This window comes from Citrifermentans bremense (assembly GCF_014218275.1).
GTDB lineage: Bacteria > Desulfobacterota > Desulfuromonadia > Geobacterales > Geobacteraceae > Geomonas > Geomonas pelophila.
The window spans coordinates 1,350,848-1,365,179 of sequence record NZ_AP023213.1 but is presented as its reverse complement, the minus strand read 5'-3'; the positions used below and the strand labels follow the sequence as shown (position 1 = coordinate 1,365,179).

At 59.2% G+C, this 14,332-nt stretch carries 15 protein-coding genes; 1 reads left to right on the top strand and 14 read right to left on the bottom strand.

Translation table 11 applies throughout. The features are described from left to right. Nucleotides 1-12 precede the first annotated feature (12 nt). Genes ribD through GEOBRER4_RS05975 form a run of 3 tightly spaced genes read right to left on the bottom strand, consistent with a single transcriptional unit; the run spans nucleotide 13 to nucleotide 2,036 of the window. Nucleotides 13-1,122: a bifunctional diaminohydroxyphosphoribosylaminopyrimidine deaminase/5-amino-6-(5-phosphoribosylamino)uracil reductase RibD gene (gene ribD / locus GEOBRER4_RS05985; RefSeq protein WP_185244639.1), complete on the bottom strand. Its 1,110-nt coding sequence runs from the start codon at nucleotides 1,120-1,122 to the stop codon at nucleotides 13-15. A 9-nt stretch (nucleotides 1,123-1,131) separates the two neighbouring features. Further along, nucleotides 1,132-1,584, bottom strand: a complete 453-nt coding sequence (nrdR, locus tag GEOBRER4_RS05980) for a transcriptional regulator NrdR (RefSeq protein ID WP_085813378.1) — start codon at nucleotides 1,582-1,584, stop codon at nucleotides 1,132-1,134. After that, complete coding sequence (locus GEOBRER4_RS05975; RefSeq protein WP_185244638.1) at nucleotides 1,581-2,036, bottom strand: deoxycytidylate deaminase; 456 nt, start codon at nucleotides 2,034-2,036, stop codon at nucleotides 1,581-1,583. Before GEOBRER4_RS05975 ends, nrdR begins: the two co-directional genes overlap by 4 nt. A gap of 181 nt (nucleotides 2,037-2,217) precedes the next feature. Here GEOBRER4_RS05975 and GEOBRER4_RS05970 point away from each other — a divergent pair, with 181 nt between their 5' ends. Beyond that, nucleotides 2,218-4,482 carry a Tex family protein gene (locus GEOBRER4_RS05970; RefSeq protein WP_185244637.1) on the top strand — a complete coding sequence of 755 codons (2,265 nt, stop codon included), beginning with the start codon at nucleotides 2,218-2,220 and terminating at the stop codon, nucleotides 4,480-4,482. Between the two features lie 82 nt (nucleotides 4,483-4,564). On the opposite strand, the gene GEOBRER4_RS05965 is transcribed toward GEOBRER4_RS05970, so the two are convergent. From GEOBRER4_RS05965 to tssG, 11 genes are all read right to left on the bottom strand, one after another. Next, nucleotides 4,565-5,011, bottom strand: coding sequence for a hypothetical protein (locus tag GEOBRER4_RS05965; protein ID WP_185244636.1), 447 nt, complete (start codon nucleotides 5,009-5,011; stop codon nucleotides 4,565-4,567). Nucleotides 5,012-5,254: 243 nt separating this feature from the next. Continuing rightward, complete coding sequence (locus GEOBRER4_RS05960) at nucleotides 5,255-5,839, bottom strand: phosphatase PAP2 family protein (protein ID WP_226377899.1); 585 nt, start codon at nucleotides 5,837-5,839, stop codon at nucleotides 5,255-5,257. A gap of 173 nt (nucleotides 5,840-6,012) precedes the next feature. After that, nucleotides 6,013-6,303 (bottom strand): DUF2325 domain-containing protein, encoded by a 291-nt coding sequence (locus GEOBRER4_RS05955; protein ID WP_085813383.1) that lies wholly within the window; start codon nucleotides 6,301-6,303, stop codon nucleotides 6,013-6,015. Nucleotides 6,304-6,361: 58 nt separating this feature from the next. Next, nucleotides 6,362-7,105 carry a DUF3793 family protein gene (locus GEOBRER4_RS05950; protein WP_185244634.1) on the bottom strand — a complete coding sequence of 248 codons (744 nt, stop codon included), beginning with the start codon at nucleotides 7,103-7,105 and terminating at the stop codon, nucleotides 6,362-6,364. Nucleotides 7,106-7,300: 195 nt separating this feature from the next. Continuing rightward, nucleotides 7,301-7,705, bottom strand: coding sequence for a hypothetical protein (locus GEOBRER4_RS05945; RefSeq protein ID WP_185244633.1), 405 nt, complete (start codon nucleotides 7,703-7,705; stop codon nucleotides 7,301-7,303). A 21-nt stretch (nucleotides 7,706-7,726) separates the two neighbouring features. After that, the gene (locus tag GEOBRER4_RS05940; protein ID WP_185244632.1) at nucleotides 7,727-8,260 is read right to left on the bottom strand and encodes a DUF4123 domain-containing protein; all 534 of its coding nucleotides are present in this window, start codon (nucleotides 8,258-8,260) and stop codon (nucleotides 7,727-7,729) included. 35 nt (nucleotides 8,261-8,295) lie between these two features. Continuing rightward, nucleotides 8,296-10,347, bottom strand: a complete 2,052-nt coding sequence (locus GEOBRER4_RS05935; RefSeq protein WP_185244631.1) for a type VI secretion system Vgr family protein — start codon at nucleotides 10,345-10,347, stop codon at nucleotides 8,296-8,298. After that, entirely contained in the window at nucleotides 10,311-11,231 is a 921-nt protein-coding gene (locus GEOBRER4_RS05930; protein ID WP_185244630.1) for an ankyrin repeat domain-containing protein, read from the bottom strand. The genes GEOBRER4_RS05935 and GEOBRER4_RS05930 overlap by 37 nt, the downstream gene beginning before the upstream one ends. Before the next feature lie 64 nt (nucleotides 11,232-11,295). After that, nucleotides 11,296-12,066, bottom strand: coding sequence for an ankyrin repeat domain-containing protein (locus GEOBRER4_RS05925; RefSeq protein WP_226377898.1), 771 nt, complete (start codon nucleotides 12,064-12,066; stop codon nucleotides 11,296-11,298). Between the two features lie 61 nt (nucleotides 12,067-12,127). Then, nucleotides 12,128-13,234: a hypothetical protein gene (locus tag GEOBRER4_RS05920; protein ID WP_185244628.1), complete on the bottom strand. Its 1,107-nt coding sequence runs from the start codon at nucleotides 13,232-13,234 to the stop codon at nucleotides 12,128-12,130. 48 nt (nucleotides 13,235-13,282) lie between these two features. Further along, the gene (gene tssG / locus GEOBRER4_RS05915; protein WP_185244627.1) at nucleotides 13,283-14,320 is read right to left on the bottom strand and encodes a type VI secretion system baseplate subunit TssG; all 1,038 of its coding nucleotides are present in this window, start codon (nucleotides 14,318-14,320) and stop codon (nucleotides 13,283-13,285) included. Between the last annotated feature and the right edge of the window lie 12 nt (nucleotides 14,321-14,332).

Here is a 14,332-nt window from a genome sequence, read left to right as displayed (position 1 = left end):
GAAGAAAAACCTCTAATGGTTCTGACTTTTTGGTTTTACCGGGATGCCTTCCACCAGGAGGTCGACCCCCACCCGCTTTACCCTCACCTCTTCGAGAGCGATGGCGTCCGCCATGAGGAACGCCCCCTCTCCTGCGAAGAGTCCCATGCCGGCCCCTCCCACGAGCTTCGGCGCCAGGAAGATCATGCATTTGTCGATGAGCCCGGCACGAAGGGTTGCGCCCGCCAGGTGACTGCCACCTTCGAGCAGCATGGACTGCACGCCGCGCGCCCCCAGCTGCGCGAAAAGGTCGGTGAGATCGACACGTCCATCTGTCTCGCGGCAGCTGAGGACCTCGGCGCCGCGCGCCCTGAGCGCCTCCATCTTCGCCTGGTCCGCGCTGCAGGTGGCTATGACGGTTCCGGCTTTCGACTGCACATCGAGGATCGCTGCATGAAGCGGTATCCTCAGGGTCGAGTCGACGATCACCCGCAGCGGGTCCTTGCCGCCGGGGACCCTGCAGGTCAGAAGGGGATCGTCCTTCACCACGGTTCCGACGCCGACCATGATGGCGTCGAGGCGCCCGCGCAGCCGGTGCACCTCGCGCCGGGCACGGTCGCCGGTCACCCACTTGGAATCGCCGCTTACCGTCGCGCTTTTGCCGTCCAAAGTCAGCGCGCTCTTCAGCACTACGAAAGGGAGCCTGGTCTGGATCCACTTGATGAAGGGGAGGTTCAGCTCGCGGCTCTCCTCTGCCAAAAGCCCGACCTCGACCGCTATCCCCGCCTCCCGGAGCATCTCTATTCCCCTGCCGGAGACCCGCGGGTTGGGGTCGACCATGGCCACGAAGACCCGGGCCACTTTCGCCTCGATGAGCGCCTTGGCGCAGGGAGGTGTCTTGCCGAAGTGGGAGCAGGGCTCGAGCGTCACGTAGGCGTCGGCACCGGCCGCCTTCGCGCCGGCGGCGGCAAGTGCATGCACCTCGGCGTGCGGGGTCCCCGCCTTCTTGTGCCAGCCGCGCCCGACCACCTCGCCGTCGCGGACAATGACGCAGCCGACGGCGGGGTTGGGGGCGGTCTTGCCGACTCCCTTTCTCGCCTCGGCAAGCGCGAGCCGCATCATTTTAAGGTGTAGGTCAGACATCTCTCCCCCCTACTTCTTCAAAAGGTCCTGCAGCTCTTCCATGAACTCGTTGATGTCCTTGAAGGAGCGGTAGACCGAGGCGAAGCGGACGTAGGCGACCTGGTCGATGCCGTGCAACTCCGACATGATCCACTCGCCGAGCGTGGTGGTGGGGATCTCCCTCTCGCCGCTTTCCTGCAGGCGCGTCTCCAGGCGGTCGACCATCTTCTCGATGGTCTCCACCGAGACCGGACGCTTCTCGCACGCCTTCTGGATCCCGTTGACGAGCTTCATCCGCTCGAAGGGCTCGCGCCTGCCGTCCCTCTTGGTGACCAGGGGGAGGACCTCCTCGACCCGCTCGTGAGTGGTGAAACGCTTGCCGCACGACTCGCACTCGCGCCGGCGCCTGATGGCGGCTCCCCCCTTGTCGGGTCGGGAGTCGACTACCTTGCTGTCGGAGAAATTGCAGAACGGGCACTTCATGACTGGGGCTCCTCGTATTTCTCGACGAGGATACCGGACTCCCGGATCATCTCCTCGGCAAGCTGGTCCGGGTACCCCGAGAGGTACACCACGCGCTTGATCCCGGAGTTGATCACCATCTTCGAGCAGATGATGCAGGGCATGGTGTTGCAGTAAAGGGTCGCCCCCTCTATGGAGGTGCCGTGCTTCGCCGCCTGGATGATGGCGTTTTGCTCGGCGTGGAGGCCGCGGCAGAGCTCGTGGCGCTCGCCGGACGGGATCCCCATCTTCTCCCTGAGGCACCCTATGTCGAGGCAATGGGCGGTCCCGGATGGTGCACCGTTGTAGCCGGTGGCAAGGATGTTCTTGTCCTTGACCAGCACCGCCCCCACCTGCCGCCTGAGACAGGTGGAGCGCTTGGCTACCAGGCGTGTGATTTCGATGAAATACTCATCCCAACTCGGACGGCCCATAAATAGTCCCTCTCATTTGAAATTTGGCCAGAATAGCCGTTTTCACCGGTCCGGTCAAGAAGCGTGAGAGGGGCGCCGGGCGCTTGCAGCCGTGAAAGCACGGCGTTACGGGAAAGTTCTTGCCCGATGCTCGCAAAGAGTGTTAGAAGTACCCTCTTTTTCGGGAGGAGAAACAGTGAGCATGCACGCAACAGACACACCTCAACTGCTTGAAATCATAGTCGAAGAAAGCGGGCTGCCGCGCGGCGGCGTGCTCCAGACGGTGGCGCTTTTGAACGAGGGGGGGACCGTCCCCTTCATCGCGCGCTACCGCAAGGAGCAGACCGGGGAGCTGGACGAGGTCCAGATCCGACAGATCGAGGACCTGCTGATCTACCACCGCGAGCTTGCCGAGCGCAAGGCCACGGTGCTGAAAAGCATCGAGGAGCAGGGAAAACTGACCCCGGAGCTCTCTGCCCGGATCGCAGCCTGCCGCAAGAAGACCGACCTGGAGGACCTGTACCTCCCCTACAAGCCGAAGCGCCGGACCAAGGCCACCATCGCGCGGGAGAGGGGCCTGGAGCCCCTGGCCGAGCTGATCTCGGCGCAGGAGTTGACGGCGGGAAGCCCCGCAGAGGCGGCGGCCCCCTTCGTCAACGCCGAGCTGGGGGTGCCCGATGCGGAGGCGGCCCTGGAAGGTGCTGCCCACATCATAGCCGAGCAGCTTTCCGAGAACGCGGAGCTGCGCGGCATGGTGCGCGACCTGACCAGGGAGCAGGGGATATTCGGCTCGCAGCTGATCGGCGAAGGTGCCGACCGGGACGGAAAATTCCAGATGTACTACGACTACCAGGAGCCGCTGAAGTCGATACCGTCCCACCGCATGCTCGCCATGCGGCGCGGCGAAAAGGAAGACGTGCTGAGGCTCACCCTGCTCGCGCCGGAAGAGGAGATCGTCGGGAGGCTCAAGGGGGCGCTGGTCAAGCGGGAGAGCATCTTCAAGGGGATCCTGGAAGCGGCGGCCGCCGACGCCTACAAGCGGCTCATCGCCCCCTCTATCGAGGTGGAGCTGAGACTGGAGGCGAAGACCCGCGCCGACGAGGCGGCCATCGCCGTCTTCGCGCAGAACCTGAAGAACCTGCTGCTCCTTCCCCCGGCAGGAGGAAGGCGGGTGCTCGGCATCGACCCGGGGCTAAGGACCGGCTGCAAGCTCGCCGCGATCAGCGAGACCGGGCGCTTTTTGGAGCATGTCACCATCTACCCGCATACCGGTGGGGCCAAGGCCGAGGCGGCAGGCGCGGAGCTTATCGGGATGGTCAAGCGCAACGACTCACTTCTCATCGCCATCGGCAACGGCACCGGGGGGCGCGAGACCGAGATCTTCGTGCGGGACGCCTTGAGGAAGGCGGGGATAAAAGCGGACACCGTGATGGTGAACGAGGCCGGTGCCAGCATCTATTCGGCCTCGGAGATCGCCAGGGAAGAGTTCCCCGAACTCGACCTCACCGTCCGCGGCGCCATATCCATCGGGAGGAGGCTCCAGGACCCGCTCGCCGAGCTGGTGAAGATTGATCCCAAGAGCATCGGGGTGGGACAGTACCAGCACGACGTGAACCAGACCCTGCTGAAAAAGGCGCTGGACGCGGTGGTGGAATCCTGCGTCAACTTCGTCGGCGTCGACCTGAACAGCGCGTCCTGGGCTTTACTCTCCTACGTCGCCGGCCTCTCCGAGAGCCAGGGGCGGGCCATAATGCGGCACCGGGACGAGCATGGGGCGTTCGCGTCGCGGCAGGCGCTTTTGAAGGTGGCGCGCTTCGGCCCCAAGGCCTTCGAGCAGGCGGCGGGCTTTTTGAGGATCAGGGGGGGCGAGAATCCGCTGGACAACACGGCGGTGCACCCGGAGAACTACGCGGTGGTCGAGAAGATGGCGGCCGACCTGGGTGTGAGCCTGCCACAACTGGTGGCGGACCCGGGGCTTTCGGCCGGTATCAAAATCGAGCGCTACGTGACCGACACCATCGGCATCCCGACGCTGCGGGATATCCTGGCGGAGTTGAAGAAACCCGGGCGCGACCCGCGCGAGCAGTTCCAGAGCGCTAGCTTCCGCGAGGACGTCGTGACCATCGCCGACCTCAAGGAGGGGATGATCCTGCAGGGGGTGGTGACCAACGTGGCCGCCTTCGGCGCCTTCGTTGACATAGGGGTGCACCAGGACGGGCTGGTGCACGTAAGCCAGCTCTCGCACCGGTTCACCAAGGACCCCAACGATGCGGTAAAGGTCGGAGAGATCGTGAAGGTGAAGGTGCTTTCGGCCGATCCGGAGAGAAAGAGGATCTCGCTCTCGATAAAGCAGGCGGAACCGGAGAAAGCGCCCAAGGTCCCGGAGGCGAGAAGGCCACAGCAAAAGGAAAAGCCGGCGAACGATCAGTCGGCGTGGGAGAAGGCGGGTTTCCGGGTGAAGAAGTAAGCACGGAAGCTAGTGCCGGGAAAAAGGAAAAGGGGATGGAGCCTGGAGGGCTCCATCCCCTTTTTACTGCGTGCAGGTTGATCTAGCAGGCGCTTCTCAAAAGCTTGCGCCCGGTCTTGAAGACGACCTCGATCTTTCCTGCCTGCGACGAGGCTATGACGCCGATCCCGAAGGTGGAGTGCGCGATAAGGGTGTTGGCCCGGAATTTCCCCTCCATGTTGTAGGGGACGGCGAGATCCGGGTCGAGCGGGCTGATCATCTCCTCCCAGACCGCCTCGTCGGAGATGGCCGGCGCCTTGACCGCCCTGGCGCGAGGCGCTTTGGCCTCTTTGGCCGCCTTGGGTGCCTTCGCCGCGGTAACCTTGGGCTCTTTGGCAGGACGATGGTTGTGCTCGCTGCCGCAGGTATTGCACTTTACCCTGACCACCTGGCCGTCAACCATGGCGATGATGGTGTGGTTGAGAAGTGCCTTGCACCGCGTGCACTGCGAATCGACCATGTCTCCTGCCGCTAAAACTCTTTTTTGCATTGGGCCTCCCTGACCTTTGTTGCTCAAACAAAAAGGGCTTAACCGTCGGCGGCTAAACCCTTTCCATTGCGTTATAGGAACACGGGCCCGGCTTGGATCCCGCATCTGTACGAATCGTTGGTTTAAGCGTTTTATGTCGTTGATGTGCTGTTGAAATATAGGGGAATTCGGCAGCAGATGCAAGGAAAAAGCTGCCGGTGCGCTGCTGAGAGGTGCGCCGGGCGGGCCTGCGGGGAGCCGTCATTAGCGATCGCACGGGAGCTGCAGGGGGTCACGGATCAGCAGACGGCAGCATGCCGCCTCGAGCGCGACGCCGAAGCAGGTGCCGGCGATGACGTCGCTCAGGAAGTGGTAGTTGGTCGCCACCAGGGCGCAGCCGAGGAGGGCGGCCGTCAAGAGGCAAAAGGGGCGGGTCTTCGGGTAGAAGCGCCAGACCGCCGCGATGATGGCGACTATGACCAGCATGTGCCCCGAAGGGAAGCCGTCGTACCTCTCCCGCATCTGGAAGAAGTAGAAGCCGTAAAGATCAGGGTGCTGCAGCCAATACCTGGTGTTGATGCGGCCGAAGGCGATCTTCAGCACCATCTTGGACAGGTAGGACAGGGGGGCCACCCAGAGCACCAAGTAGCAGAAGAAGGTGGTCGCGTCGTAAATGCCTTTCCTGGACCGGACCAGGTACACCGAAAGCGAGGCCAGCATGGATAAAAGCACCACCACCAGCAGCAAATCCGGCATCTCGGAGGTGAGCTTCGACCAAGAGGTGTTGGCGTAAAGATGGTTCTTTACGAACAGCGCCAGCGGCACATCGAAGTACAAGATGGCGAGCATGGTGATCGATGCAGCGCCAATGCCCCATCCGAGCGTTTTTTGAAATGTGCCGCACCGGCTTGTATGCATGTAACCCCGGGTAGCTTAGGATTCGACAACCACATACTCGTACCACAACCTGCGGCAAATATGAAGTCAAACTCGGCAAATACCGCTGCCGGGACGGGGAGCCACTACTGTTCCCGGTTCGCGATGCACTTCAGGCAGTTTCTGAAGGTGCAGACTCCGCAGGCATGGTGCATGAAAACCGGTATGTCCATCGCCTTGGCCACCTGCATCGCCTCGATCTTCACCCGGTGCGACACTTTGTTGGTGAAGATGACCATGGCGTCGGCTTTCCTGAGTTTCGCCGCGATGTTGGTCTGCGAGCTGCTGAAGACCTGCAGCGACACTCCGGCCCGCTCCGCCTCTTCCTGATAATGTTTACCTAGGCGGTCCATGCCGCCAATGAGAGCTATACACATATCGTCCTCCTTCGTAAAAGCACGCGCCGGTGCCACGGAACGGTTCTGACGTTCACTTTCAAGCTGCCGACAAAAAAAGCTGCTGCGCCTGCGTCGATTCACCGCAGCCGTTGTTCTTTTTCAGGCAGTCGAGCGGGTTGCAACCCGAGGCGAGCTGCAGCGACATCTCACAGCGGCATTTGCGGTGGTTCTCCGCCAGCTCCAGGCTCGGCGCAGGGTTGCCGAAGATCTTCCACGGGCCCTGGCAGGTGAAGGAGAGCGGCGCCCACCCCATGAACCCCACCACGTCCTTCAGCGGGTACCCCAGGAACACGCCGATCTCATGGGGGAACCCTTCCACCTCGAGGCGGTGCTCCAACTCCGAGAGCACCGCCTCGAAACGGTCGGGCTCGGCGTACCCCGCCTTGCGCAGAATGACCCGCACACTTTTTTGCGCCAGCAAGGAACCCAGCGCGTCCCGGGAGTAGAGAAGAAGAAGCACAGAGGTCCCGCGGTCAGCAAGCACCCGCACCTTGAGCCCGCTTGCCTCGATGAGCGCTGAACCATGCTCCTTCCAGAGCAGGTAAAGGTTGCGGCCGCAGGAGCGGCGCTTGTTGGCCAGGCAGACGAGATTGGCGGGCTTGGCTCCCCGTAACACCTCGGCCAGTTCGAGGGCGAGGAAAGAGGCGAGACAGTCGCGGTCTTCGGTATAAAGCCTGGAGAAATCCTGCCACCCCGGCCTTGCCCCGCGTGCAGCAACCGCTGGTACAGTTGCTTCACTCCTGTCCAAAGGATGGTTTTCCCTATTACCTATTGCAGCCATAACCCCTCCACCGATTCTGCCCAAGTCATAGCAACCTACCGCACCGATCAAAGTTGCCGCGGCCCGGGTCAATCCCTTAAGCCGGCGTGCATTTTCTGCGATAATGAAAACTGTTATCACTTATAGTGGGGTTTTGTTTCGGTGTCAAGATGTAATTGTGAGGGAGTCGGAGAAAACATGACTGGGACTACTGGATCAGTGCGATCTGGCCCAAGGCACACTGAGCTTTAGGGCCTGCAACAGTGCCTTGTCGGCTGACGCTGTGTTTTCGGGGTCGCCTATCAAGGTTTCCACCCACTTGTTCATCGCGTGGACTTTGCGCACCTCTGGCAAGGAACCGGCAAGCAGTGCCTGGAGCTCGTCGCTTTTTTCTTCGAAATCGGCGCCGAGATACCACAAGGCCAGGGCGTAGGAGGCTATCCCCTGCTCGGTCACCAGTCCTCTCGCCCCGGCCATTGCCATCGCGAGGGATAGAAACTGGTGGCGCTCGGATTGGTCTATCAGCACGTAGTCCTGCAGGTCCCGTGAGAATGCGGCATCCAGTTTCGCCAGGAAAGCAGCACGTGCCAGTTCATCTATCTTGTCGGATCTGATGTCCATGCCCTATCCTCCCATTCACAGCTACCCCAAGGATACCGATTCCTTGCGCAGTTCGTCGTCGACCAGCTGCATCCTGGCCAGGCTTCCAAGAACGACATCCTCGACCAGGTACTGCTGCACCGGCCCAAAGCACTCTCGCAACTCTTTCCTGCTGCATCCTGACAAGTAGATTGCCAGCAGCTTCGGGTCGTAGAAGCGAAAATACAGCGGACGCCCTGTGGCCTCATCAGCGACCTTGGCCAACCGCCGGAAGTGGCACCGAAGCTCCGTGAAACGGCTGCCGGTTTTCCCGTAAATCCCCCAGCCCCTTCCCCACCCGTTGCCCAGAAGCCAGTCGGTGAACGGTGCATCCCGCTCGAGTAAGGCGAGACGGGGGGCCACCTCCGCCATATCAGGCGCCAACTCTCCGGCATAGAGGCAGACGTGCCGAGGTTGGAAGGATGCCAGATATCGGGTCAGGCCCGTTACCGTCGCGCCGTCGACGATGGCAAAGACGGTTGTGGGCTCACCGGAGAAGAGCTCGTTTTTCAGTGCGGTAATAGTGGAATTTGTCATCTTTTCCAGTCTCACGGACCGGCAGTTTCCGGCTCTCAAACGGTACAGAACATCTTGTGCTCCCTTGCCGCCGATTTCAGCGACGCCGCCTGGGGACCCGCCGTTGGCGGCTTGCCTTGCATCGTGCAGTCGGCTTTTGCGCCACTCCCCCCGTCGGCTTCCTTCGGCGGCTGCGGGAGGTCAGGCGCGGCTCCCGAACCGAACCCAGCCGTCCCACCCTGATTGATAAGGACGCAAGGCCCGACAATGCTGACACCGGCCGGACCGATGTCGATGAAACTGGCACCGACCTTGAGCGAGATCCGGGCCCCTGACTCGACGATGAGCCTGGTTCCCGCCTTCAGGTGGATCTCCTCTCCCGCGGCCAGCGCATGCTTCCCGCCCACCTTCTGCTGCAGGTCTGAGCCGACGGTGAGTGAGACGGTTCCGGTCACCTTCTCGTTGCGGTCTCCCGCCACGGTGAGATGCTGGTCTCCCGACACTTTCCGATACTGATCCCCCACGACGATCTGGTGTCGATCCTCCCCCACCCATTCCAGGGAGTCGCCATTCACCCGGTTGTCCTGCCTCTTTTCGGCGTGGATGAAGAGCTGCTCTTCACCCTTTTTGTCCTCGAAACGGATCTCGTTGAACCCCTCCCCCTTGGGGGAGGATTGAGACTTGATGCAGCTTTTGGTCTTGTGTGCGGGAAGGGGGTACGGCGGCAGGTTCACCCCGTTGTAGAGCTGTCCCACTATTATGGGTCGGTCCGGATCCCCTTCCAGGAAATCAACGACGACCTCCTGCCCTACGCGAGGCAGCTGGAGCGCACCCCACCCGTTTCCCGCCGACAGCTGGCTCACCCTGATCCAGCAGGAACTTTTGTCGTCGCTCTTTCCGGCGCGGTCCCAGTGGAACTGAACCTTCACCCTGCCGTACTCGTCGGTGTAGATCTCCTCACCGGGCGGCCCGACAACCATCGCGGTCTGGGTCCCATTTATCACCGGCTTCGGGGTGTGGCGGCGCGGACGGTAGGGGGTCTTGTGGGGGAGACACTGAAAGCTGTTTCCATAGACAAACCCGCCGTCGTCGCCATAACCTTCACTTGCCTCATGATGCACCGACGCCAGGAGATAATCCTGTGCGTTCAGATCCTGGCGAGGATGTCCCTCGAGGGTAAATCTGAAACCTGAGGCAAAACCGCGGCAGTCACTGGTGCCGGTGATCCCGATTGAGTGGGCTTCGTCTTCTTCCATGCGTACTTTTGCCAATGAGTCGCCAGCGGCTTTGTTGTCATAGCGCCCGGGGTGTTCATAGATCTCGCGATTTCCGATCTGCCTTTTGTCCCTTCCCTGCGCTTCCACCACCAGGCTCGCTTTGGGGATTTTAAAGTTGAAGTCGCCGGCGATGTACCTGGAGGCTCCGATCTGCCTGCTGATTTCAAAGGAGGTGATCACGTCCTTCTCCCTGACAGCACCGGCGCTTAGTTGACAAGACGCGGTCTTTTGCCCGGGGCATGGCTTGTGCGCTCCGGGGGCGTCGGCAAGCACCAGGGTATGCTTGTCGTTCTCGTGCGCGAAGAAATAGAAGATCCCCTCCTCTTCAAGCAGGCGGGAGACGAAATCGTAGTCGGTCTCACGGTACTGGACGCAGAATTCACGAGGGGTGTAGCTGGAGATGAGCTCGAGACGGAAGTTGCCGAAACCGTGCCCCTTGAATACCTCCTCAACGATCTCGACTGCAGACCGGTTCTGGAAGATCCTGCAGTCGGATCTTTTGGTCAAAACCCACAACCACGGGACCAGGGTGGCACGGTAGGAGCTGAACCTCGCGTCGCTCCCCTCTTCGCCACCGCCTCTGCCTTGCGAAAAGCTGGAGATGATTCCGTTCAGGTACCTCTTTCCGCCGTCTGCCAGCCGGATGGTAACGGTCGCGCCTTTGCCGATTATGCGGTCGAAAGGTACCGCGTGGTTCTCAGAGAGCATCGAGAGCTCGAAGCTGAACATCTTCGAGAGCCCTTCAGCGCCGCTTATTGCCGTCAGTAACAATACGTCAGGCCCAAGCGGAGTCGCTATCGAGATGAGCTTTTCCTGCTGAGTGTAGGGCATAGGCGTTCCGAGTTGGGCCGGGGGTAATTGTGGATCCTGGCTGCGGGGCGAGCTAGTGCTGATACATTCTCGCATCCGCGTCTGTTTTCCCATTGCGCCCTCACTTCTTCCGGGGATTGCGGAGGGAAAACGGCGCCACGCGCTTGCATCAGTTCCTTCAGGCGCAGCACCTTCTCGTAGGCGGGGCTGCCGACCTTGTACTTGTTCAGGTGGGACTGCACTGAATAAGCGGGCGTCATACCGTCATGAGCCTCGACTTTCACGGAGGCACCGCGCCAGACAAGCCAGTGAGCCAAGTCGTAATCCTTGGCATCCATAGCCCGCATCATTACGGTGTAGTCGGCATTGTCAGTACAATCGATCGGTGCTCCGCGGTTAAGAAGAAGATCCAGACAGGCGGGACGAGGCTGGATCACGAAATGGAACATCATCTTTTTCAATATGCTTTTCGACAAAGTAGGGACAGGTCTAAGATCAAGGAGAAACTTCATCATGGTGACATCGTCGAGCGTGATGGCAAATTGAAAAGCCGCTCCGTAACCCAGTGCGGCTAGTTCAGGGTCGGCCCCAACGTCCAACAAAGTACGTACGGCATCAGGGTTCTTAGCTGCGATAGCATAGTGCAGCAGCCTCAGACGATAATACGAACTTATCATGGGACCTTCATCATTTGGATCAGCTCCCTTTTGAACCCATTCTTTTGCTTTAGACGTGTTACCTGTCAGCGCTGCATCCAGCAATGATATCGTTTTTGGATTTTCAAAGTAGTATTCAGGTGGTCTCAAGTTAAACGAAGGCTCCGTGCTCGCACGAGTTGAGATCATAAATATGATTCCGATTATTTTGAAAATAAAAATTTCACTACCAATTAAAGCAGGGAGCATTTTTATTTCCTCCTGTTATGGCGGCTCATCTTGCTTTTCAAGAAAGCAGCCAATGCTGCAGGAGCTAGTGTTGGTACAAACTTGGATCGTCTTTTATTCCCCGTTTTGCCCTTACTTCAGCAGGGGTAGGTGGAGGGAAAACAGCACCACGTTCTTGCATCAGTTCCTTCAGACGCAGCACCTTGTTGTACGTGGGGCTGCCTACCTTGTACTTCTTCAGGTGAAACTCCACAGAATATGCCGGTGTCATGCCGCACCTTGTCTCGATGTGGACAGAAGCGCCACGTAACAAGAGGGACTCCACCATGTCGTAATTCTCTGCATCCATCGCCCGCATCATGGCTGTGAAATCGGCGTCATCGGGGTAATCAATTGGTGCACCACGATCGAGTAAAAGATCAAGACAAGCAGACCGATTATGAGTTGCTGCCACGAGCATCATATCTTTGAGTGTTTCGCTGCTCAAAGTTTTGACTGGACGGTGATCCAGAAGCAATGACATCATCTCGACATCTTGATGTGTGATCACGAACAGAAAAGCAGGGCCAAATCCTCGTACACTCATTTCAGGATCAGCCCCCACATCTAGTAAGATACGAACAGCAGCAGGTTTTTTCGCAGCGATGGCGTAGTGCAGCAATCGCAGACGATTGTACTCACTGTCTAACGGCCCTTCATCGTTCGGATCTGCTCCTTTTGTCACGTAGTCTTTCGCAGCGGTTGCATCACCGGACATAGCTGCAGTCAGCAGTTTGAGAGTCTGAAGATCTTCAAAATAATACTGAGGCGACCTCAAATTGAAGGAATTTTCTGAGTTTGCGCAGTTTGTCATCATCGAAAAAGCTCCTATTATTTTGACAGAACACCACAGGCAGCGCACTAGAGATTGCATTATTTTATGCCCTCCTGTTATCGCTACAGTTTTTCAATGTGGCTTCGTCGGAAGTCTTGCCCTTTTCCGTCGCAGCTATTACCTCATCCATTCCGTGAAGATAGCTGTCATAGCTTTCCGAACCGAGTATTTTACCCTCAGTTTTCAAACTCCTGTAAGCGGCCTCGTCATGAAATGGCGCCAAATCTCGTTTGGTTCCCACTGCCTCATTGGCAAGGAGTGACAAACCTCTGGACTCCACAAAATTCTCCTGTGTTTTGGTCAGCACTTCATCTTTTACTCTAACCGCCGTAATTTTTTCAGCCTCGGCCGCCGTGTGTTCGGAGTCCTTGGAATACCGGGCAACTGTGGCAGGATGAAGACCCGCTGCGTTGTACGTAGATGCTGAAAGGCCACTCCCACCTTGGACGGCACTGGCTAAACCACCACCTAACGAATGTCCGACTATATGAATACTAACTTTCATTGCAGCCAACAGATTACCCATCTGCACTGCCTTCTGGTAGTAAAGCGACTTATGGTTAGCATCTTGGCTGAAATTGTTGTTCCAATCCTCTTCTTGGGGTGTTGACCCTCTTAAAGCCAGCACTGCCTTAGGTGCGGCATTACTCCCCCATACCGTGGGGTCTTTCAAATAGATTGCAGCTCTAAAGTTGCTGTCAGGCGGCGCTAGTATCTTATCGTGAAGTCCCATCTCCTTAAGTTGCTCTGGTGTTGGCCTCAAAAACCCCGGGGGTGGGTTGGCGCGCAGCTCGGCAGGCGCCTTAGGATCATTGGCGAGATATACGTGCTTCGCGCAGCGCATGTATTCAACCTCGTCCATATCCTTCCGCAGCCTGGCCGCCTCGGTCGCGTGCTTCGGGCAGGCGACTAATTCTCTGCTCACCAAATCAAGGCGCTCCTTGCGTCGCGCCGCCTTAGCATTAGTGATGCACTCCTGCGTGGTTGAAACCGGCATAGATGAAAGATCTCCCAGGATCGATTCGCGCGCTACCATGTATTCGTGCTGACGCATGGCGGCGGTTTTGCCCTGCTCCGCTTTCTGGAGGTCGCGGGACATCATCCTTGCGAGATGTGGCGCCGCAACTCCTTTTATCGCATCTACAAGCATGACCGCTCCTCTTTCGCGACTTGCTGTTGGCCTTAGGTAGGTTCTTTACTACCGGACATGGGAGCTCTGTGGCTGCTCCCGAAGTGTCACCAGAGGATCGACAGGCAGCGTCGTCCCCGGTGTCTTCATCCACATCGACCAGCCAAGCCTCGGAGCCTCCTGCCCCGCAGCCCCGAGAACCAGAGGCGGTACTTCTTCCTTTTTCAGCACCAGCCGCACCTCGAACTCGTACTCCGCGCCAACCAGATACCTGACCAGTGCGACCAGTGAAGCCAGCCTCTCGCTGCCGGGAAGCAGATCGTTGAACTCCCGGAAGGACATAGGACCAAGACAGAGGCGGAAGGTCGCCTGGGCCTCCCAAACTGCGCCGCCACAGCAGGCATTCTTGCCAAGCTCGCAGTTGTATTGCCCGATGATCGGCCGGTCCTCCGGTTCCAAAGTGATGAGCCGGGGCACGAACTGCTCCACTGCCACAGCAAGGCCTGACTGGTACTGAACCACCGCGGCGAGCATTCCCGCGGTCGGGATCCTTCGGGCTATCTGCCCGCAAAAGAAAAGCGGTGCCCGCTCAACGGAGCAAGCTCCGGCTGACCCCGGCATTCCAAGCCCGATGAGACTGAGCAGATAGTTGGAAAAGCGGTCCGTGTTGTCGCGTTTCTTCCCCGCCATGACATGGCTTACCTTCCATGCCAGGTAAAACAGCGAGATGAGCCGGTGATGGAAGAGATCGTAAAAGGCGGTCATTGCCGGATCCTTCGCCCGGTTCCGCTCCAGCGCCATTTCGTGGTACCAATCGGGGAGCGCTCCTGCCGGGCCGACCACCCCCAGAAACGCCACTTCCATCTGCGGGGGAACTCCGTCCCTCCCCTCCTCCAGGTTCGCTATGTCGCTGGCTGGAAACGAAAAACCGGTACTGGCGCAGAACCGGACCGGCTCAACTTCCGGACTGAAGACGTGCCCGAGGTCGCCGCCTGCAAAACGGCTGCGCTCCAGGTAATTAACGGCCTGGAAAAAGGAATAGCGGTAGAACTCCCGGAACAGGCGCCTTCTAGCTTCGGGGCGCTCTTCGGACCCGGCAGGATGCATGGTCTGACCTCC

Coding starts and splice junctions, on each gene's coding strand:
- GEOBRER4_RS05955 (WP_085813383.1), bottom strand. CDS start 6,303: ATGTGTATAGCTCTCATTGGCGGCATGGACCGCCTAGGTAAACATTAT.
- GEOBRER4_RS05960 (WP_226377899.1), bottom strand. CDS start 5,839: ATGCTCGCCATCTTGTACTTCGATGTGCCGCTGGCGCTGTTCGTAAAG.
- GEOBRER4_RS05925 (WP_226377898.1), bottom strand. CDS start 12,066: ATGATGACAAACTGCGCAAACTCAGAAAATTCCTTCAATTTGAGGTCG.
- GEOBRER4_RS05950 (WP_185244634.1), bottom strand. CDS start 7,105: ATGGCTGCAATAGGTAATAGGGAAAACCATCCTTTGGACAGGAGTGAA.
- GEOBRER4_RS05920 (WP_185244628.1), bottom strand. CDS start 13,234: ATGCTTGTAGATGCGATAAAAGGAGTTGCGGCGCCACATCTCGCAAGG.
- ribD (WP_185244639.1), bottom strand. CDS start 1,122: ATGTCTGACCTACACCTTAAAATGATGCGGCTCGCGCTTGCCGAGGCG.
- tssG (WP_185244627.1), bottom strand. CDS start 14,320: ATGCATCCTGCCGGGTCCGAAGAGCGCCCCGAAGCTAGAAGGCGCCTG.
- GEOBRER4_RS05965 (WP_185244636.1), bottom strand. CDS start 5,011: ATGCAAAAAAGAGTTTTAGCGGCAGGAGACATGGTCGATTCGCAGTGC.
- GEOBRER4_RS05940 (WP_185244632.1), bottom strand. CDS start 8,260: ATGACAAATTCCACTATTACCGCACTGAAAAACGAGCTCTTCTCCGGT.
- GEOBRER4_RS05970 (WP_185244637.1), top strand. CDS start 2,218: ATGCACGCAACAGACACACCTCAACTGCTTGAAATCATAGTCGAAGAA.
- GEOBRER4_RS05945 (WP_185244633.1), bottom strand. CDS start 7,705: ATGGACATCAGATCCGACAAGATAGATGAACTGGCACGTGCTGCTTTC.
- GEOBRER4_RS05935 (WP_185244631.1), bottom strand. CDS start 10,347: ATGCCCTACACTCAGCAGGAAAAGCTCATCTCGATAGCGACTCCGCTT.
- GEOBRER4_RS05930 (WP_185244630.1), bottom strand. CDS start 11,231: ATGCTCCCTGCTTTAATTGGTAGTGAAATTTTTATTTTCAAAATAATC.
- GEOBRER4_RS05975 (WP_185244638.1), bottom strand. CDS start 2,036: ATGGGCCGTCCGAGTTGGGATGAGTATTTCATCGAAATCACACGCCTG.
- nrdR (WP_085813378.1), bottom strand. CDS start 1,584: ATGAAGTGCCCGTTCTGCAATTTCTCCGACAGCAAGGTAGTCGACTCC.